At 34.8% G+C, this 18,606-nt stretch carries 17 protein-coding genes; 10 read left to right on the top strand and 7 right to left on the bottom strand.

Annotated features, from left to right (window positions below; translation table 11 throughout):
• Positions 1–4: 4 nt before the first annotated feature.
• Both COMX_RS05335 and COMX_RS05330 read left to right on the top strand, forming a co-directional pair.
• Positions 5–217: a tetratricopeptide repeat protein gene (locus COMX_RS05335; protein ID WP_034337847.1), complete on the top strand. Its 213-nt coding sequence runs from the start codon at positions 5–7 to the stop codon at positions 215–217.
• The gene (locus tag COMX_RS05330; RefSeq protein WP_034337844.1) at positions 218–1,879 is read left to right on the top strand and encodes a tetratricopeptide repeat protein; all 1,662 of its coding nucleotides are present in this window, start codon (positions 218–220) and stop codon (positions 1,877–1,879) included.
• A 3-nt stretch (positions 1,880–1,882) separates the two neighbouring features.
• Here COMX_RS05330 and COMX_RS05325 read toward each other — a convergent pair whose 3' ends face one another.
• Both COMX_RS05325 and COMX_RS05320 read right to left on the bottom strand, forming a co-directional pair.
• A complete protein-coding gene (locus COMX_RS05325) occupies positions 1,883–3,283 on the bottom strand; it encodes an aminotransferase-like domain-containing protein (RefSeq protein ID WP_034337841.1) in 1,401 nt (466 codons plus the stop codon).
• A 368-nt stretch (positions 3,284–3,651) separates the two neighbouring features.
• On the bottom strand, positions 3,652–4,152 hold the full coding sequence (locus tag COMX_RS05320; RefSeq protein WP_034337838.1) for a DUF4334 domain-containing protein: 501 nt from the start codon (positions 4,150–4,152) through the stop codon (positions 3,652–3,654).
• A 98-nt stretch (positions 4,153–4,250) separates the two neighbouring features.
• Between COMX_RS05320 and COMX_RS05315 the strand changes: the two genes are divergently transcribed.
• The 5 genes from COMX_RS05315 (at position 4,251) to COMX_RS05295 (ending at position 9,329) form a co-directional block, all read left to right on the top strand.
• Positions 4,251–5,177, top strand: coding sequence for an AraC family transcriptional regulator (locus COMX_RS05315; RefSeq protein WP_084051515.1), 927 nt, complete (start codon positions 4,251–4,253; stop codon positions 5,175–5,177).
• A 317-nt stretch (positions 5,178–5,494) separates the two neighbouring features.
• Positions 5,495–5,881, top strand: a complete 387-nt coding sequence (locus COMX_RS05310) for a hypothetical protein (protein WP_152534161.1) — start codon at positions 5,495–5,497, stop codon at positions 5,879–5,881.
• Positions 5,882–6,044: 163 nt separating this feature from the next.
• The gene (gene pdxS, locus COMX_RS05305) at positions 6,045–6,932 is read left to right on the top strand and encodes a pyridoxal 5'-phosphate synthase lyase subunit PdxS (RefSeq protein ID WP_034337829.1); all 888 of its coding nucleotides are present in this window, start codon (positions 6,045–6,047) and stop codon (positions 6,930–6,932) included.
• 2 nt (positions 6,933–6,934) lie between these two features.
• A complete protein-coding gene (gene pdxT, locus COMX_RS05300) occupies positions 6,935–7,510 on the top strand; it encodes a pyridoxal 5'-phosphate synthase glutaminase subunit PdxT (protein ID WP_034337826.1) in 576 nt (191 codons plus the stop codon).
• A 223-nt stretch (positions 7,511–7,733) separates the two neighbouring features.
• A complete protein-coding gene (locus tag COMX_RS05295; protein ID WP_034337823.1) occupies positions 7,734–9,329 on the top strand; it encodes an AAA family ATPase in 1,596 nt (531 codons plus the stop codon).
• Here the strand turns inward: COMX_RS05295 and tgt are convergent.
• Entirely contained in the window at positions 9,326–10,468 is a 1,143-nt protein-coding gene (tgt, locus tag COMX_RS05290) for a tRNA guanosine(34) transglycosylase Tgt (protein ID WP_034337820.1), read from the bottom strand. The genes COMX_RS05295 and tgt overlap by 4 nt on opposite strands.
• A gap of 158 nt (positions 10,469–10,626) precedes the next feature.
• Between tgt and COMX_RS05285 the strand changes: the two genes are divergently transcribed.
• Together COMX_RS05285 and COMX_RS05280 are read left to right on the top strand one after the other, a co-directional pair.
• Positions 10,627–11,220 (top strand): TetR/AcrR family transcriptional regulator, encoded by a 594-nt coding sequence (locus tag COMX_RS05285; protein WP_034337818.1) that lies wholly within the window; start codon positions 10,627–10,629, stop codon positions 11,218–11,220.
• 25 nt (positions 11,221–11,245) lie between these two features.
• The gene (locus COMX_RS05280; protein WP_034337815.1) at positions 11,246–12,118 is read left to right on the top strand and encodes an arginase family protein; all 873 of its coding nucleotides are present in this window, start codon (positions 11,246–11,248) and stop codon (positions 12,116–12,118) included.
• A 365-nt stretch (positions 12,119–12,483) separates the two neighbouring features.
• On the opposite strand, the gene COMX_RS05275 is transcribed toward COMX_RS05280, so the two are convergent.
• The gene (locus COMX_RS05275; protein ID WP_034337812.1) at positions 12,484–13,095 is read right to left on the bottom strand and encodes an SMI1/KNR4 family protein; all 612 of its coding nucleotides are present in this window, start codon (positions 13,093–13,095) and stop codon (positions 12,484–12,486) included.
• Positions 13,096–13,348: 253 nt separating this feature from the next.
• On the opposite strand from COMX_RS05275, the gene COMX_RS05270 reads away from it, so the two are divergent.
• Positions 13,349–14,329: an aldo/keto reductase gene (locus tag COMX_RS05270; RefSeq protein WP_034337809.1), complete on the top strand. Its 981-nt coding sequence runs from the start codon at positions 13,349–13,351 to the stop codon at positions 14,327–14,329.
• 360 nt (positions 14,330–14,689) lie between these two features.
• On the opposite strand, the gene COMX_RS05265 is transcribed toward COMX_RS05270, so the two are convergent.
• The 3 genes from COMX_RS05265 to wrbA all read right to left on the bottom strand — a co-directional run bounded on the left by COMX_RS05265 (position 14,690) and on the right by wrbA (position 18,509).
• On the bottom strand, positions 14,690–16,072 hold the full coding sequence (locus COMX_RS05265) for an amino acid permease (protein WP_034337806.1): 1,383 nt from the start codon (positions 16,070–16,072) through the stop codon (positions 14,690–14,692).
• Positions 16,073–16,637: 565 nt separating this feature from the next.
• Positions 16,638–17,687 carry a tRNA preQ1(34) S-adenosylmethionine ribosyltransferase-isomerase QueA gene (queA, locus tag COMX_RS05260; protein ID WP_034337803.1) on the bottom strand — a complete coding sequence of 350 codons (1,050 nt, stop codon included), beginning with the start codon at positions 17,685–17,687 and terminating at the stop codon, positions 16,638–16,640.
• A 219-nt stretch (positions 17,688–17,906) separates the two neighbouring features.
• On the bottom strand, positions 17,907–18,509 hold the full coding sequence (gene wrbA, locus COMX_RS05255; protein WP_034337801.1) for an NAD(P)H:quinone oxidoreductase: 603 nt from the start codon (positions 18,507–18,509) through the stop codon (positions 17,907–17,909).
• Positions 18,510–18,606 lie beyond the last annotated feature (97 nt).

Below are 18,606 nucleotides of genomic sequence, written 5' to 3'. Positions count from 1 at the left end.
AGAAATGAACGGTAATGACGATCCTCAACAAGATGCAAGCGCACGATTTAATTTAGGCAATTCTTATTTTAAGGAAAATAATCTATCGAAGGCGCGTGAGTGTTGGGAAGTGATTACTCGGGAAGATGATCCGAAAGCATATGCAAGCGCACGATTTAATTTAGGCAATTCTTATTTTAAGGAAAATAATCTATCGAAGGCGCGCGAGTGTTGGTAAGTGATTACTCGGGAAGATGATCCTCAACAATATGTAAAAGCACGATTTAATTTAGGCCTTTCTTATAACAAGGAAAATAATTTATCGCAGGCGCGTGAGTGTTGGGAAGTGATTAGTCGAGAAGATGATCCGAAAGAATATGCAAGCGCACGATTTAATTTAGGCCTTTCTTATAACAAGGAAAATAATCTATCGAAGGCGCGCGAGTATTGGGAAGTGATTGGTCGAGAAGATGATCCGGAAGCATATGCGATAGTTCAAACAAAACTCTTTTTTTTATTTGTGAGAGAAGCTGATAATCTTCAGGCACATGAGTATTGGAAAAATCTTTGTGAAATTTCAGTTCTGCCTAAATATAATTGGTGTGGTAACGAATGGTTATTTTTCATAATAAAAAAAATAAATTCTTTTATACCGAACAATAAAGATATTGATAGAGCAATAGAGTTATTCAAATTGTTAGGCAACATTAACGATAGCGCAGATCGCATTCGTAAAGCGTTACATATGAATTCGGGTTTGTTTTGTAAGGCGTTACATATGGATTCGAATTTATTGGATGATAACGTAATAGCGCATGCTGATTTGACAAAATTAGAAGTGTTTTTTGCACATTATACAAAAGTAGAAGTAGCACAGAAAATTATTCAAAATGGCAGTTTTCACTTGGGTATTTCAAATTATATGAATGATCCAACAGAAGGAAAAATTTTATTAACAGAGTGGGAAATACCTGTTTCTTATAATGACCATTTATTGGCTTTTTTAACGAGTTTTACCTTTAATGAGAATTCTTTGAACCAATTTCGTTTATATGGCAAAGAAAACAACAAAGAAGGCTCTGGGGTCAGTTTGGTTGTTACAAATTCTTTCTTTGATAATCAATTCAACCCAGAAAAGATCGCTCATGTTAATACAAGCTGGTTATATCAAAATACATATCAAATCATACCCAATTTAATTGATGATAAAGAGAAAAAAAATGATCAATGTAAAATAGATAGCAAACTTAAAAAATTATCTGATCCTTTACCCCTTTTTCGATGTATCTACATGGATCCAATGACAAATTATCTCAGTGTAGCTCATCAGAGCAAGTCCTCTTTTCGCAGCAATATGTCGCTTTATCTTGATAATAAAGTTGAGGATATTGAGGTAATTTTTGAAAAACTATGGGCTTTTTACATTGCTACAATGGATCAGATCACAAAAGATGTTAAAACAAAAATGCAAGAGATTAAAAATAATATTGATGAGATCAGAAATTTGATCGAACAAGAAATTACAGCTCATCAAAATAAAATTTATGAGGCAATTGCGACGACTTTACTGCCGATTATTTATTTAACTAAACATGCAGCGTTTGAAGAAGAGGCCGAATGTCGTATTTTATATATAACCTCTATTCTTGATGACGTCATACAATGGCAAGGGGATCGTGTTTATGTCGAGTATACGACAAACCTTGCCGATCAATATCAACAAGGCAAACAGTCTCGTCATTATTTGGAAAAGATTTATTTGGGTCCTAATGCTGATCTCAGAGCCGAATTGGGTATAAAAAAATGTTGGATCGATAAGATGCGAAGTAAAGGCATGCCCAATAATGATATTAAAATTCCCACTCTTAAAAAATCAGAGATGCCATTGGCTAAATCTTAGTCATTACTTGCAGCTCTGAGAAAAATTAAACCGAATTTCACCGGTTTCGCCGCCGAATTCCTTACCTTTGGCAATAGTGATGTTATGACTTAACCATTCTTGTAAAATTCTGGGCATATCTTTAATTTTATACTCATGAAACTTGGCATAACAATACAATCCGCCTTGCGGTGGGATAAAGGATAAATGATCTGCGTGATCGTTTTGTAGCCATTGGCATAAGCGCGTTGCTTTGGCGGAAAGTTGTTGTTTTAACTCTTTGCAATGGTGGTCTAATTGATATCGTAAATAATTTTCTGCTAATAATTGTGGCAGGACGCTTAAACCACCGTCAATTTGCTGACGAATATGTGCCAGTTGAGTAATAATGGCTTTGGGTGCAATAATCCAACCCGCACGAATATTCTTGCCCATATATTTTGACAAAGAACCCACATAAATTACTTGTTGATGCGTATCATAAGCTTTGATCGGCGTAATATTGATGTTTGATGTAAAAGATAACATGCTGCACGCATCATCTTCGACGATTGGGGTTTGATATTGATGGCAATAGCTTAAAATCTGTTGTTTACGTTTGTGATCCATACAAGATCCCGTAGGATTTTGAAACAAAGGATTTAAAAACACCATTTTAATTGGATTTTTTTGAATTAATTCTCTTAACCCTTGTAATGTTACGCCGTGTTCATCCATCGGCAGCGCGCAAATTCGCAATCCAGCAGCTTGAAATATGGGTAAACGATAAAACGAAGACGGTGATTCTACACCAATACGATCGCCTGGTTTTAACAAGGTTTGAGAGATTAAAAATAAAGCCTGTTGTGTGCCTGTAGTAATTAATATCTCGGATAGATCAACAGATAATCCCAATCGTTTTTGCATGTGATCTTGCACAGCATGACGAAAAGAATACAGGCCAAGCTGTGTCGTTTCATTATCTTGCTCAAGTGACAAAAGTTCTTTTACAGGGAAGTCCGTTAAGTTTAAATCAGGTAATAATGTTGGAGAAAGATCTCCAGTCGCCATATCTTGCAGTGATTTTTGGCGTTCAAGGCATTCTTTGCGCAGATGTTGAACTTGTAAAACATAGTCATCCTTGGGAAATGCCGTATAAGCTGATTTCAAAGGCTGCCAATTCATCAAAGGATGTGTTTGTAACCCCCATTTATCCGGATTAACAAAAGAACCACTGCCAATTTTACGAATAATCACGCCTCGATCGCTAAGCTCGTTTAATGCATGAATAATGGTTGAACGATTAACCTGTAATAAAACACTCATCTTGCGTTCAGAGGGCAATTTTTCTCCTGGCGATAATTGCCCATTCATGATTGACTGTTCAATCAGGTCAATGACTTGTTGATATAAAGATTTAGATGAGGATAAAGGTAGATGCCACATAATATTGTTGTTGTTATTTAAATGATAAATAAAAAGTATGGATATATTCTTATGAATATGTAGACAAATAATTTTAAAAAATACAAATTTTGCTTTTTAAAACATACTTGCTTAGTAAGTATAGAACATCATATTATCACTGTTTTAATAAACAATAAGATTATATTAAATTTATAAATTAACTAAGAAAATTGTTCTGACTTAAATAAAAAAATTCAGCAGAGCAAAGAACAATTTATTAATTGGTCAATTTAAAATGAACTAAAAAGCAACTTGAATTTTGCTAATAAGGAAAGTTTTATACTTTCCCTATTAAAGTTTTTGATTGGTTGGATTTACTTACTTAATTGTTTTTAAAGTATCTTAAATCAAGAAATAAAATCAGTTGGATAATTGGATACTCGTTTCATATGAAAGAAATAATATCGACCATTTTGAATTATTTCAGGCAATCCGCTTGTGTTTTTCCCATTCATTACACCTAGAACATGATTGTCTGAAATCTTTTTAAAATGATCGAAAATGGGAACGCCATCGTAAACCATTGTTGCTGTTGTAACCCCGCGATATTCTACCATCCATAATGATGCTTCTCCCTTAAATTTTTGTTCAGAAAATAATTTTCCCTGCTGATTAAAACAAACAAGGGGAATAGCTTCCAGTTGATTTTTATACCATTTTCCATACCAATTCATATTAACAAGTTCCTTGGAAACCCAATGACCAGTATTAATGTCTTCACCTTTCCATTTCGAAATCATATCATCAATAGTAAGAGGTAATAGACTATCAAAAAAATTAAATAATTGTTCATCATTTCTGGAATGATCTTGTGATAGTAGCTCTGTAAATTCTTGTGTTTTAGTCACTTATTTTTCCTTAATGTGTTATTAGTGTTTTTCTTATAACATTCATTTTATATAAAAAATATGTTGAAAACATTCAAATTTTTGCCTATTTATGTCAAATGAATAAAAAAAATTATAAAAAAATTGTCAAAGATACTATCTCCATGTGTATTACCCAGGCACCTAATGGAACAATGAAAACTGCTGTAAAAGGGGTTAAATTATTTTGGGGAGTTGAAGCATCATTACCTCGACCACTCGTTTATCAGTCAGGTCTATTCTTTTTGCTTCAAGGGGAGAAAAAAGGACAAATCAGAAATTATACGTTTGTTTATGATCAAGATTATTATTTGGTTTTTACGTCACCAGTTACGTCACTATGTTCATATAATGCCAGTTATGAAAAGCCTGTCTGTGGGTTATTTATAGAATTTTGCAAAAACGATATTAGAGAGATTTTAACTAAGTTTCCTATGACCGACAAAACAAAATCAAAAAGACACGATCATTCACCACGGTTTGAAACGATCAATCCGACTAAAGTTAATAGTAATATGCGTATAGCTATTCACAGATTACTAACAATTATAAATGATGATATAGCTTCTCAAATTTTAGGAAAATCTATACATCAAGAAATTTTATTTTACGCATTACAAGATCGGAATAATTTGTCATTAAGATCCTATTATGATAGAAATAATACTAATGGTAAAATAGACAAATTAATAGAAGATATTTATTTAGATATAGCACAACCAATAAATATACAAAATATGGCTAAGAGTGTGAATATGAGCTCATCTACTTTTTATCGTATATTTATAGATAAAACTGGGCAATCACCTTTACAGTTCATTAAAAAGCTAAGGTTACATAAAGCAAGAGATATGATCGTTTTTGATGGTATGAGTGTTGGTCAAGCCGCTCATGCTGTTGGTTATGAAAGCCAATCACAATTTAGCCGCGAATTTAAAAAATATTTTGATATGCCTGCCAAGGAGTATCATCGTTCTTCAGAATCTTATTGGAAATTTTCTGACTAAAATTAATTAAGAAAAATGAAATTAATTAAATAATTATATTTGAGCTTCACAAAATTTTCCTGATTAAATAAAAATAATGCAAACAGAATATCAAGAAGAAATTAATTCTGGTTATATAGAGGGTTAACTATCATTTTTTAAATAAGAATAATTTTATGGCACTTTTCAAAAAATTAACAGCTTCGGAAAAAAAATCAGATCTGATTGGCAGAATGCTCTAAAAAATTATCAAAAATATAAAACTTTGCAGCACATTAAAAGAAATGGTCCTTTTTTAACAGGTATATATTTACAACCAGTTTATGCTGGAGAGTATTATGCTCCTGTTTTTCATACGCATGATGACTGTTTTCCCTGCCATTTCGCTGAGCTCTCCTCTTTATTTAAAAGGAAAAAAAGGAGCAAATGATTCAATAAGTATGTTACGACATAAATCTGAATTTCCACAACTTGTTTCTGAGTTCGAAAAACAAGTTCCGTTGGCTTTTGTAAAAGAACTTCATGACCTAATATTAGACCAATTTTATCAACATTTGATTGCTATAGATATTGGTTATTTAATTCATGTGATGACAGAGATTATATTGCTTTTATTTTGGTGTCATCACGATCAAGCTATTATTGACCAAAGAATTAATAAATATAAATCTATTATTCAACAATGGTCTGATGCTGCAACAAAACAGTTCAAAATGAGTTGTTAAAATTTAAATTAGATCAGATTGAAGATAGTGGGTTGGTTTTTGATTTATGAAAGATAGTTTTTTTTAATATCTGTAATTGGATGGGTAAAAAACAATCCAATTGGTTGTTGCAATTTTTCTCTTTTCTCTCCATGATGAACCCAATTTATATATGGAGAAAAAAATGAATAAAAAAATTGGTTCTGATACCGTAAAACGCGGCATGGCTCAAATGCAAAAAGGCGGCGTGATTATGGATGTTGTGAATGCTGAACAAGCAAAAATTGCTGAGGCAGCAGGTGCAGTTGCAGTGATGGCATTGGAACGTGTTCCTTCTGATATTCGTGCTGCTGGTGGAGTGGCTCGTATGGCTGATCCAACCATTGTTGAACAAGTCATGAAAGCAGTGACTATTCCTGTGATGGCAAAGGCGCGTATTGGGCATATTGCCGAAGCTCGTATTTTAGAAGCTATGGGCGTTGATTATATTGACGAAAGTGAAGTCTTAACCCCAGCAGATGATGAATTCCACTTGTTAAAAAGCCAATATACGGTTCCTTTCGTTTGCGGTTGTCGTGACCTTGGCGAAGCACTTCGTCGTATTGGGGAAGGGGCTTCTATGCTTCGTACCAAAGGGGAACCAGGCACAGGAAATATTGTTGAAGCTGTTCGTCATATGCGTATGGTGCAAGCACAAGTCAGAGACGTTGTTGCGACCTCTGATGATGAATTAATGGTTGTCGCCAGAGATATGGGTGCGCCTTATGAACTCTTAAAACAAATCAAAGAATTAGGTAAATTGCCAGTTGTGAATTTTGCAGCAGGTGGGATTGCAACCCCAGCAGACGCAGCATTAATGATGTCTTTGGGTGCGGATGGTGTATTTGTTGGTTCTGGTATTTTTAAATCGAACAGCCCAGAGAAATTCGCTCGTGCAATCGTACAAGCAACAACCCATTTTGAAGATTATAAAATGATCGTAGAACTTTCAAAAGGTTTAGGTGAACCGATGAAAGGGATTGAAATGAAGAATTTAAGCGGTTCAGACCGTATGCAAGATAGAAGCCAATAAAAATGACAAAGAAAGTTGGAGTTTTAGCCCTGCAAGGGGCGGTCAGTGAACATATCAGTCAGATCAATCAACTGGGTGGACAAGGCATTGCCGTTAAAACTCCAGCTGATTTGGCACAGGTTCAAGGGCTAATTATTCCTGGTGGTGAATCAACGGCGATTAGTCGCTTGATCCAACAGGTTAATTTATATGAACCTATTCAAGAATTCGCTAAAACCAATCCAGTATTCGGAACGTGCGCAGGGTTGATCTTGTGTGGGTCTGGGATTACGGATGGTGGAGAAAAATTAAAGCCATTAAACTTGATTGATATTGCGGTAACCCGTAATGGCTTTGGCCGTCAAGTGGATAGCTTTGAAGTTGATTTAGATATCGAAAATGTTGGCAAAGCCATTCCATCTGTCTTTATCCGTGCGCCTTTTATTGACTCTGTTGGACAAGGGGTAAAAACCTTGGCAACTTACGAAGATAAAATCGTCATGGCAGAGCAAGGTAATGTTTTGGTATGCTCATTCCATCCAGAATTGACCGATAATAACCAAGTGATTGGATATTTTATGTCCAAAATTGCTGGATAGGATTTGAACGCGATTGATATAAATTGTGATCGTGTTTTTAAGATAAATAAAGTTGATTAATCCAAGAGGGTTTGATTGATTTGCTTATAATAGGGTTAGTCATTTTAAATAATGACTAGCCTTTTTTATTGTTAGTTAATTTCTGCAAAGAAATATTTTGTTTATCTGTAGGAATGACTTAAACTGAAAAGTAATAATTTAGACTTTTGCTCAGGAACCGATCATGAAAGTTAAAAATATTCATATTCAAAATTTTAAACGTTTTACGGATTTAACCATCGAAGGAATTCCTGAAACTGCCAAGATGGTTGTCTTGGTTGGGCCAAATGGATGTGGGAAAACGTCTGTGTTTGAAGCGTTCAATTATCAGTATAATGTTGGTCGTGAGAAAGAAGAAAGTGATTATATATATTATAATAAAGATATACTTTCTCTTTCAAATATATCTATAAAAAGTGAGTGTCATTTTGGAGAGGAAATAGAAGAGACAGTTCTTTGTTTTAGAAGTGCTTTTCGTAATGATCCAGATGTAAATATTGATAAAATAGAAGCGGATCATCATTTGACGGATGTAATTTATAAAAAATTAATACATAATGATCAAAGAGTTGCTATAAATTATAAAAGATTAATAGTTGAAATAATAGATGAAGTTTTATGGGGAAAAGATGATTTAAAAACTATAAAAGAATTAAGGAATGAGTACACTTTTCAAATTAAAAGGTCAATGCAGAGGATTTTTGATGGGTTAATTTTAAAAAGTATAGTACCGTTTTCTGAAGCGAATTCTTTTTATTTTGCTAAAGGAAATGTAGAGCATTATCATTATAAAAATTTATCTAGTGGTGAAAAGGCAGTATTTGATTTATTACTAGATATTATTGTTAATGTAAGAGATTATAAATATACAGTATTGTTTATCGATGAACCTGAAGCGCATATTCATACAAAATTACAAGGAAAACTCATAGAGGAAATATATAATTTATTTCCAGATGAGGGACAATTATGGATTACAACACATTCATTGGGGATAATGACAAAAGCCAAAGAGCTTTCTATTAAATATCCAGGCAGTGTTGTCTTTCTTGATTTTGATGGGGTTGACTTTGATCAGCCTGTAACCTTAACACCATCGCCCATAAACCAAGTCGTATGTCAGAAATTTTTATCAGTTGCTTTGGATGGTTTAGAAGAAAAACTTGCACCAGAGATTATTGTGCTGTGTGAGGGGAGTCTTGAGGGCAAGAAACGCTTTAATTTTGATGCAGATATTTATACTAAGATTTTTCAAGAGAATTATTCTAACATTACTTTTATTTCAGGTGGATCAAGTAATGATCTTGTACAAGAAACTAAAGAATTTAAAATGCTTTCATCTGTATTAGATCAAAAAAGTAAAGTTATTCGTTTAGTAGATCGTGATGATCATAGTGATGATGATGTTATTGATCTAAAAGAAAAAGAAATTTTTGTAATTTCCCGTCGTAATATAGAAGGCTATTTATTTGATGATGAGTTAATACAAAAACTGGTTATTCAAGAAAATAAACAAGCGTTATTGGATCAAGCCTTAGCAATCAAGCAAATAGCTCTTCAAAATAGCATTGACCGAGGAAATCCAAAAGATGATCTAAAAAAAGCATCAGGTGAAATTGTTACTGAACTAAAAAAATTACTCGTTTTAACTCGTTGTGGAAATACGCCTGAAGCTTTTGCAAAAAACGTAATACTCCCTCTCATCACACCTGAAACCGAAGTATATAAAGAGATGGAGAGGGAGATTATTCAACCTATTTTAAAGGCAAGCGGACATTAATTCCATTCATCCACAGACCAATCCCCTTTTGCCCAATTAGCTCGCAAAGTGGCTGCGGTTTCGGTCAAATTATCCTCAATAATCGCCTGACGAATAGTCCGCATTAAACGTTGATAATAAGCAATATTATGCCACGTTAATAACATCGCCCCAAGGATTTCTTTGGCGCGGAATAAATGGGTCATATACGCACGGCTATGTTTTGAACAAGCTAGACAATCACATTCTGGATCAATGGGGCGAGGGTCATGAATATGACACGCATTTTTCATATTTAACGTGCCACGGCTGGTATAGGCACGTCCTGTGCGCCCTGCGCGTGTAGGCATCACACAATCAAACATATCAATACCCCGTTCAATAGCGCCTAACATATCATCAGGGGTTCCAACGCCCATTAAATAACGAGGTTTGTCTGTTGGCATTAAATGCGTCGTGAAATCAAGTGTAGAGAACATTTGTTCTTGAGGCTCCCCGACGGCCAGCCCACCGATGGCATAGCCTTCAAAGCCGATATTGGTTAATGCTTCGACACTTTCGGCTCGTAGGTCAGGTTCAATTCCACCTTGAACAATTCCAAATTGCGCATAACCAGGGCGATTTTTAAATTGCTTACGAGAACGCTCTGCCCAGCGCATAGATAGACGCATAGATTTAGCAATAGTATCATAAGTCGCTGGTAACGCAGGACACTCGTCAAAGCACATTGTTATCGTAGCATCTAATAAATACTGAATATCAGTAGAGCTTTCAGGCGTTAAACGGTGTGCTGATCCATCAAGATGAGAGCGAAATGTTACACCGTCTTCGTCCAATTGACGTAAATCCCCTAAGGACATCACTTGAAATCCACCTGAATCCGTCAAAATAGGGCCTGGCCAATCCATAAATTGATGTAATCCACCCAGTTCGTGTACCAACTCTGCTCCTGGACGTAACATTAAATGATAAGTATTTCCCAATACAATTCCAGCACCAGTAGAGCGCACCGCGTCCATAGTCATTGCTTTAACAGTGCCTACGGTGCCAACGGGCATAAAGGTTGGCGTTTGTACATCTCCATGTGCCGTATGCAATGTTCCTGCGCGGGCATTTTTATGTTGAGCTTGTTTAGTCCAGTGGAATTTAGGTTGGGTCATGATGTAACAATTAAATAAAGTGGATAGGTATGTATTCTTATATAAATCTATAAGTTGAAAAGAAAGAATAAATTTATCTCTAATAAAACTTGACGCAATTTAATTCGAAACTATAATTTAATGAGTGATCGTTCATTCAATAAATAAGTGTTAAATTTATGGTTAAGCATCAAGATAAAAAAGCAGATACACGACAAAAACTGATCGTAAGTGCAGCAGAATGTTTTGCAAAGAAAGGATATGAGGGTTGTTCTATCTCAGACATTTCAAAAGCCGCAAAAATCAGCCAAGGCAGTATTTACGTGCATTTTACGAATAAAGAAGAATTGTTTTTGCATATTATTATTGAAGATCACATGAGTGCGACAAAAAAATTACAAAATGCTTTGGTAACAGCACCTTCGTTTGATGCATTGTTGGGTGCTTTATTGGAGTGTATACGAGATGTATCTTATCCGATTGATCATCGATTATGGACAGAGATCCTGGCACAAGCAACACGTAATCCATCCGTGCGTTCAGCCTTTCTTGCCAGTGATAAAATAATGAGGGAGGCTTTTATTGATTTATTGAAAAAAGCTATTGAGTTGGGACAGATCGATCCTCATGAGGATCTTGAAACTGTATCGATCTGGGTTTACTCGATGGTTGATGGGCTGATTACAAGAACAGCTTATGATCCTAATATTAATTTAGATACGCAAATTCCTATTTTTGAAAAGCTTATTCGAAGAGCTCTGGGAGCATCTTAAACCTAATTGTTCAAGGAATATAATCATGTCACAAAGTAAAACTTTACGGTTGTTAATGCCTCAATGGCAAGGCGGCGGAAATAATCCAGCCTATCCTTTGGGTGCGCGTTTACTTGAATGGTTGGCTCCTAAGGGAAACAGTCCGACGATTGAAGTTCCGATAAAGCCTTATGATGCATCCTCTATTCAAAAGGAAAGAGGTATTGTTGAACAGAGTGTATTGCTAGAACAGTTACAAAAATGCACGGATATTATTAAGCAACATCAACCTGAAAAAATTATTGTTTTTGGTGGGGATTGCTTGGTTGAGCAAGCACCAATTAGTTATTTAAATCAACGTTATGATGGCAATTTAGGTGTTTTATGGATGGATGCGCATCCTGATGTGACCACACCCAAAGAATTCCAACATGAACATGCAATGGTGTTAGGAAATTTATTAGGAGAAGGAGATCCCGTTTTTGCAGCCAAAGTGCCTGTGAAATTGAACCCTAAAAAAGTGATGTTTGGTGGATTACCTAAAACAACAGAACAAGAAACAGAGGTTATCCAAAGATTGGGATTACGCCAAGCCACGCCATTTGAACTAGCTGACAATAGTCATTCTATTGTAGAGTGGATCAAAGAGGAAAACGTTACCAAACTCTTTATTCATATTGATCTTGATGTCCTAGATGCTAGCTTATTCAGGGCTTTATTGTTTGCTGATCCAAATAAAGAAGCAGGTTTCTTTGATCATATTATTCATGGTGAAATGACATTGCCACAATTAACCAGAGTGGTTCAAGATACGGCCGCGGTAACGAATGTTGTAGGAGTGGGAATAACCGAGCATATGCCATGGGATGCTATTCATTTACAAAATATGTTAAATCAATTTCCATTACTAAAAGATTGATCATAATTTAAAAATAATTAGTAACTTTCCAGTTAAAGTTCCGTTTTAATTAAAGAAGCTTTATAAAAAAATTATTTTTGTTTACGAATATAACGTGAATTCATATTGTGATTATTAAACCGAACAAAACTATGGGCTGCTTAAGTTATAATTAATACAGCTCATAAGCTTTTTATTTAGTTTTTTTTGCTAAAATTTAAGAGGTTGAATTCGATTTACTCTGAAAATTACGGCCAAATTCTTATCATGTTTGGCTATTATATCATGAACTACGTGAATTGCTAAATGTTGTGCAGGGAATATAAGTATTACTCGTGTTATATACTAAAAAAGAAATAGATATGTTATAGTTAATATTAAATAATCTATTCATCTTCTTCAGTTAAAAATTCAAAATCATTATCAATTAAATCTTGTAAATACGCATCAAAAATATCGGCAATGACAATATAGCTATCTGGATCATGTAAATATCGAATGATTTGCCCTATATTGCCTTCTTTTGCAGGATTAAAATCAATATATAGTCGTGAGGTACCACCGTTATTCATACAATGAGAAAAGCATAAATGTTGTTTGAGAGGTAAATGAATATCAATGCGAGGATCGACTTCTACAAATTCTTCTAACGCATCATCTTTTGTATTGTCACCATCCATATATATTTCAAAAATACTATTTGGAGATGATTTGGCTTCGTTTAACATATCTTGTGTTGATAATAAATAATAAGGATATTCATATACATCAGAGCCCAGCATATATATTAATACAGCCTCTCCATCTCCATAATCTCGGTTATAAGTTCCATCTACGATACTTAGCAATTCAATGAGACTATCTGGACATAAAGGATATTTGGCTCTAAGTTTTTCTATCTCATAATGTGCGGCACCGTGAACTTTATTAAAAGATTTTATATCTTCTGTGGTAAAGTGCGTTTTTAAAATGTTCAAATATTCAGTAACAACTGACATTATATAGTATTCCTATCAAAAGTTTATCTTATTAAATTACTCATTATGATTAAGATGATCATTTGTCGCACTGTTATTTTTAAAGACAAATTGAGGTTATGACTGTTGTAATGATAGGATACCAAAGAAACCAAGTGAGGACACATACGATATTGATGAATATATTTTATAAAACTATGTTTATTTTATATCTAATTCTTTTCTGTATTGAATGTTATATTTAATCAAAATATTAAAAATAAAAGGGAATACTATGCAATATCGTTCACTTGGAAAACAAGGGTTAAAAGTATCTGCTTTGGGATATGGATGTATGGGATGGGGATATAGTGGTGGCACTAAGTCCGATGCTGTTACTTTCATCCGTCAAGTTGTAGATCAAGGGGTTAATTTTTTTGATACTGCAGAAGTTTATGGCCCATATGAAAATGAAGAAATGGTAGGTGAGGCGTTAAGTCCTATTCGTAATCAGGTTATACTTGCTACTAAATTTGGGTTTAATATTATTGATGGCCAAAATAAAGGCGTTACCAGCAAGCCCGACCATATTCGAAAAGTTGTTGATGCTTCGTTAAAGCGTTTAAAAACAGATTATATAGATTTGCTTTATCAACATCGCGTTGATCCAAATGTGCCTATTGAAGATGTGGCTGGAACGGTCAAAGAACTTATTCAAGCAGGAAAAGTCAAATATTTTGGAATGTCAGAAGCTGGGGTTAAAACGCTCAGACGTGCGCATGCGGTACAGCCTGTTTCAGCGTTACAAAATGAGTATTCTTTATGGACACGTCAGATTGAAACTGATGGGATTTTACAAACTTGTGAAGAATTAGGAATTGGCTTGGTTCCATTCAGCCCATTAGGTAGAGGATTTTTAACAGGCACGTTAAATGCAAATTCTCAATTTGATCCTAAAGATTTGCGTAGTGTATTTCCTCGCTTTACTGTCAAAGCTATGGAAAAAAATCAAGGGTTAATTCAGCTTTTGCAACAAATTGCAGAAGAGAAAAAAACAACGCTTGCACAAATTGCATTGGCTTGGTTATTAGCTCAAAAACCTTGGATTGTTCCTATTCCAGGCACTACAAAAATGCATCGATTGACAGAAAATATTGGATCTTTGAATATCAGTTTAACCCCAGAAGAAATCAATAAAATCAGAAAAAAAGTTGAAACCTTTGAGGTGGAAGGTAACCGCTATCCTGATGCGGTTTTGGCGATGACAGGATTATAAACTCGATTTTACTGGCCAGATAATTGAATATGTTTGTTATGGCCAGTTTAAAGAGGTTTCATTATTTAATTAATGATATTTATATTTTAAAAAAACTTCTTTTCCATCATATTCGCCATCAGAGAACAAGTCCGTTTTAAAGGAACCTTGTATAATTTCAGCTTCTTGATTGTCTTTACGCATGGCTACTCAAAGGAATAAAAAAACCTAAAAGTATAAAAATCTTTAGATAACTCATATTTATTTTTAATGGCATTAATACTTGTCCATAGTTTTTATAATGGTAGAAATTAATCAATTGCTAAACAATTATAAAGTATTGTTTAGCTATATGATATTTTTTACATTGATCAAAAATCGTTATTTAGAGACAAGATTAACCATTTTGTTTTTATTAATTTTTTTTGCCAGATAAAAACAGCCAACTAAAAAGATAACCCATATAATTCCTATATAAAGTGCAACGCGTGTTTCGGGAATTATTCCAATCACCACAATGGTGAAAATCATAAAGAGGATGGTTAAAATAGGTCCTATTGGCCAAAAAGGAATTGGATATTGCAAGGAAGCTATTTCTGTCTTTGGTAACTTCATACGCATGCAAAACTGTGAAAGTAAAATCATAAGCCATACTAATACAGTTGCAAATGTAGCCATGGCAGCAATAAAAAAGAATAAGCCGTCATGATAAAAATAATTTAAAACGACCCCTAACACTAAAACTAAAAACATTACTAAAACAGCACTTACAGGTGTTCCATTTTTAGAAAGATAGTTTAATTTTCTAAGTGTTTGGCCTTCTTGAGCTAAACCATACATCATTCGACTTGCGCCATACATGTCACTGTTAATCGCAGAGATTGCGGCGGTAATAACGACAATATTAAAAATATTGGCTGCTGATTTAATACCAATACTGTTAAAAATGGTGACAAAAGGGCTGCCTTCCAGACCAATTTTATCCCATGGATAAATTGACATTAACATGGTTAAGGTCATAATATAAAAAAGCAGAATCCGTAATGGAATGGCGTTAATGGATTTTGGAATATTCCTTTCAGCATCTTTTGTTTCAATGGCGGTAAGGCCGATAATTTCAATCCCACCAAAAGCAAAAACAACAACACTGAAACAGGCCATAAATCCAAACCAACCATTTGGCATCCATCCACCATTCGACCATAAATTATGAAGGCCAGCAGAGGTATGATGAGAATAATTCAATCCAAAGATTAAAATGACAATTCCTGCCAAAATCATAGCAATAATAGCTGTAATTTTCACTGCGGACAGCCAAAATTCTAATTCGCCATAGATTTTAACAGCAGCTAGATTAATTGCAGTAATTATTAAGGTAATTCCCAAAGTCCAAATCCACGGCGAGACCCCCTGATACCAAAAATCCATATAAGTGGCAAAAGCGGTAATATCCGTTAGGCAAACCAATGCCATTTCGAAAACATACGTCCATCCTGTAATGAAACCAGCCAAGGGGCCGATAAAATTGGTTGCGTAATACCCAAAAGATCCTGCGGAGGGTTCATGTAAAGCCATTTCACCCAAAGCACGCATGACCATAAAAACCGCAGCACCCGCGATACAATAAGCGAACAGAACACTTGGGCCTGCAAGTTTAATAGCTGCTGCCGAGCCATAAAAGAGCCCTGTACCGATAGCCGAGCCAAACGCAATAAAAAAGACATGGCGTTTGCTTAGCCCTTTTTGTAATTTATTGTCCGTCAATACAAAGACTCCTTTAGAGTAGACATAGAACTTGTAAGTAACTCATAAAATATTTTTTGGTAAAATAAAAGCGGATGTTTTTCGAATGGGAAATTGGTTGGTTATTGTATCTTTTCTATTAACAATAATAGGCTTTCAATTAGTGAACTAATTTATATTATCTCAAAAAGTAAAGCGTAATAGATTTATAGTTTTAAACTTTATAGTTATGAGAAACATACGCTTTCTGATTTTCATATTTCTCTTGCCGTTGGTTGCTTATGCACAAATAGAAGTTTCAGATATTATCATTTAAAACGTAGCTAATGATTTAAAACTTGCTTTGTGCAAATGATTTGAAACAAGTGATTCAAATAGTTGAAGTATGTTATGCAAAAGTTGATCAAGATAGTGAAAGCACTAATATAAAATAATACGTAGCAGAGTATATTTTTGTTACGAAGAACGTCTTTAAAAAATATACTGGTAGTTTGCAGACAAGCCAATATGCTAATTTAGATTATATTGCGCCAGTTAATATTGACTTACGGATATCAAAGCATCCGAATAGTATAAAAAAACTTTTCTACATAAACGCCTTTTCAATCAAACAAGCATCTCCATAGGAATAAAAACGATACCCATTTTGAATAGCATGTTGATAAGCATGTCGCATTTTCTCTGCTCCTCCAAATGCACTAACCAGCATGAATAAAGTTGATCTTGGTAAATGAAAATTTGTCATCAGCATATCCACGGCTTTAAATTTATAACCTGGGCGAATGAAAATAGATGTTTCTTTGTGAAAGGGATGAATAACCCCATTCTCATCAACGGCACTTTCAAGTAATCGTAATGACGTTGTTCCCACTGCAATTATGCGGCGTTTTTCAGTTTTAGCTTGGTTCAAACGTGTGGCTACCGCTGGAGTAATAATGCCATATTCCGCATGCATATGATGATCGCTTATATTATCGCTGCGTACAGGTAAAAAAGTACCAGCACCAACATGCAAAGTTAACGTCAACCGCTCTACACCAATATCGTCTAGTTGAGTTAATAACTGATCGGTAAAATGCAGACCTGCGGTGGGGGCGGCTACCGCACCTGGAAACTGAGAAAAAATGGTATGATAGTCTTCTTCATCTTCTACTGTAGGGCCATCTGGCCGTTCAATATAAGGAGGAAGTGCCAGCTTACCAATGTCTCTTAGCCAAGCATCGAAAGCATCTCCTTCTATACTAAAACGAATAAAACCACTTCCTCCTACTTCTAATTCATCAATAGTTGCATAGACTTTACCATCAGGAAAATCCAAGCGATCCCCCTGTTTTAAGCGTTTACTATTTTTAATAAGAACGTGCCAACGCTCATCACCCATAGGACGATCAAGTGTAATGCCGATATGTGCAGCGCCTCGCATTGCAGATAATTTTGCATGAATGACCTTCGTATCATTGGCAACAAGAATATCGCCTTTGCGAAAAAAAGAGGGGAGATCACGAATAATATGATCTTCTGGAAGGCCTGTTGTCGGAATATATAGTAATTTGGCCATATCTTTGGGACGCATTGGATGATGTGCGATGCAAGATTGTGGTAAATCAAAATCAAAGTCAGCAGTTTGGTCAGTCATTTCAGATCATCCAATGATATTAGGGGCAGTTGAATATGTTTATAGATAACGAATGATTGAAATTAATCAAGAAAGTTTTTTGTTGAATATTACGGTTACTATTCTTCAAAGTTATGAAAAAAATATTTATTTAATTTTAAATCTATGTTTTTTATCCCCTTTAAAATAATCAGTGCTTGTATTTAAAGGGGATAAAAACAAAATATTGGTAAAGGTTTATCAAGCTGAAAGTTTCTTGGTAATTTCAGCAACATGTTTTCCAAAAAACTCTGCGCCGTTTAACTCATTTTGTGATACTGCACGAGACCCATCTGGACCTGCAATAGTAGAGGCTCCATATGGCGTGCCGCCTGTAACTTCGTTAATTTCACTAAGTCCTGCGAAGGTAAATGGGAAGCTGGCAATCGTCATGCCGTAATGCATTAGATTAGTAATTAATGACATCAGTGTCATTTCTTGTCCTGCATGTTGTGTGCCTGTACTTGTAAAAGCACCGCCGACTTTGCCAATCAAAGCACCTTTGGCCCATAATCCACCTGTTTGGTCTAAAAAACTGGCCATTTGTGAAGAAATCCGTCCAAAACGTGTGCCTGTCCCAAGAATGATACCATCATAATCAGCAAGCTCACCTGGAGTGGCAATTTGAGCTGTTTGATCTAATTTAAAGTGATTTTTACGAGCAATTTCCTCTGGAACCGTTTCTGGAACGCGCTTTACCACAGCTGTGGCTCCTGATGATTCGATTCCTTTGGCAATTGCATAGGCCATTGTTTCAATATGGCCATAGGAAGAATAGTATAAAATTAAGATACGTGCAGACATAATATTTTCCTTTTTATATAATTAACTATACGCAATCATAATCATAGTTGTTTATTATAAAAAGATAATGGGTTCTTTTATAAAAATATTTTAAACT

It is taken from the genome of Commensalibacter papalotli (ex Servin-Garciduenas et al. 2014), from assembly GCF_000527695.1.
GTDB classification, from domain to species: Bacteria; Pseudomonadota; Alphaproteobacteria; order Acetobacterales; family Acetobacteraceae; genus Commensalibacter; species Commensalibacter papalotli.
This window is presented reverse-complemented; position numbering and strand designations above follow the sequence as displayed.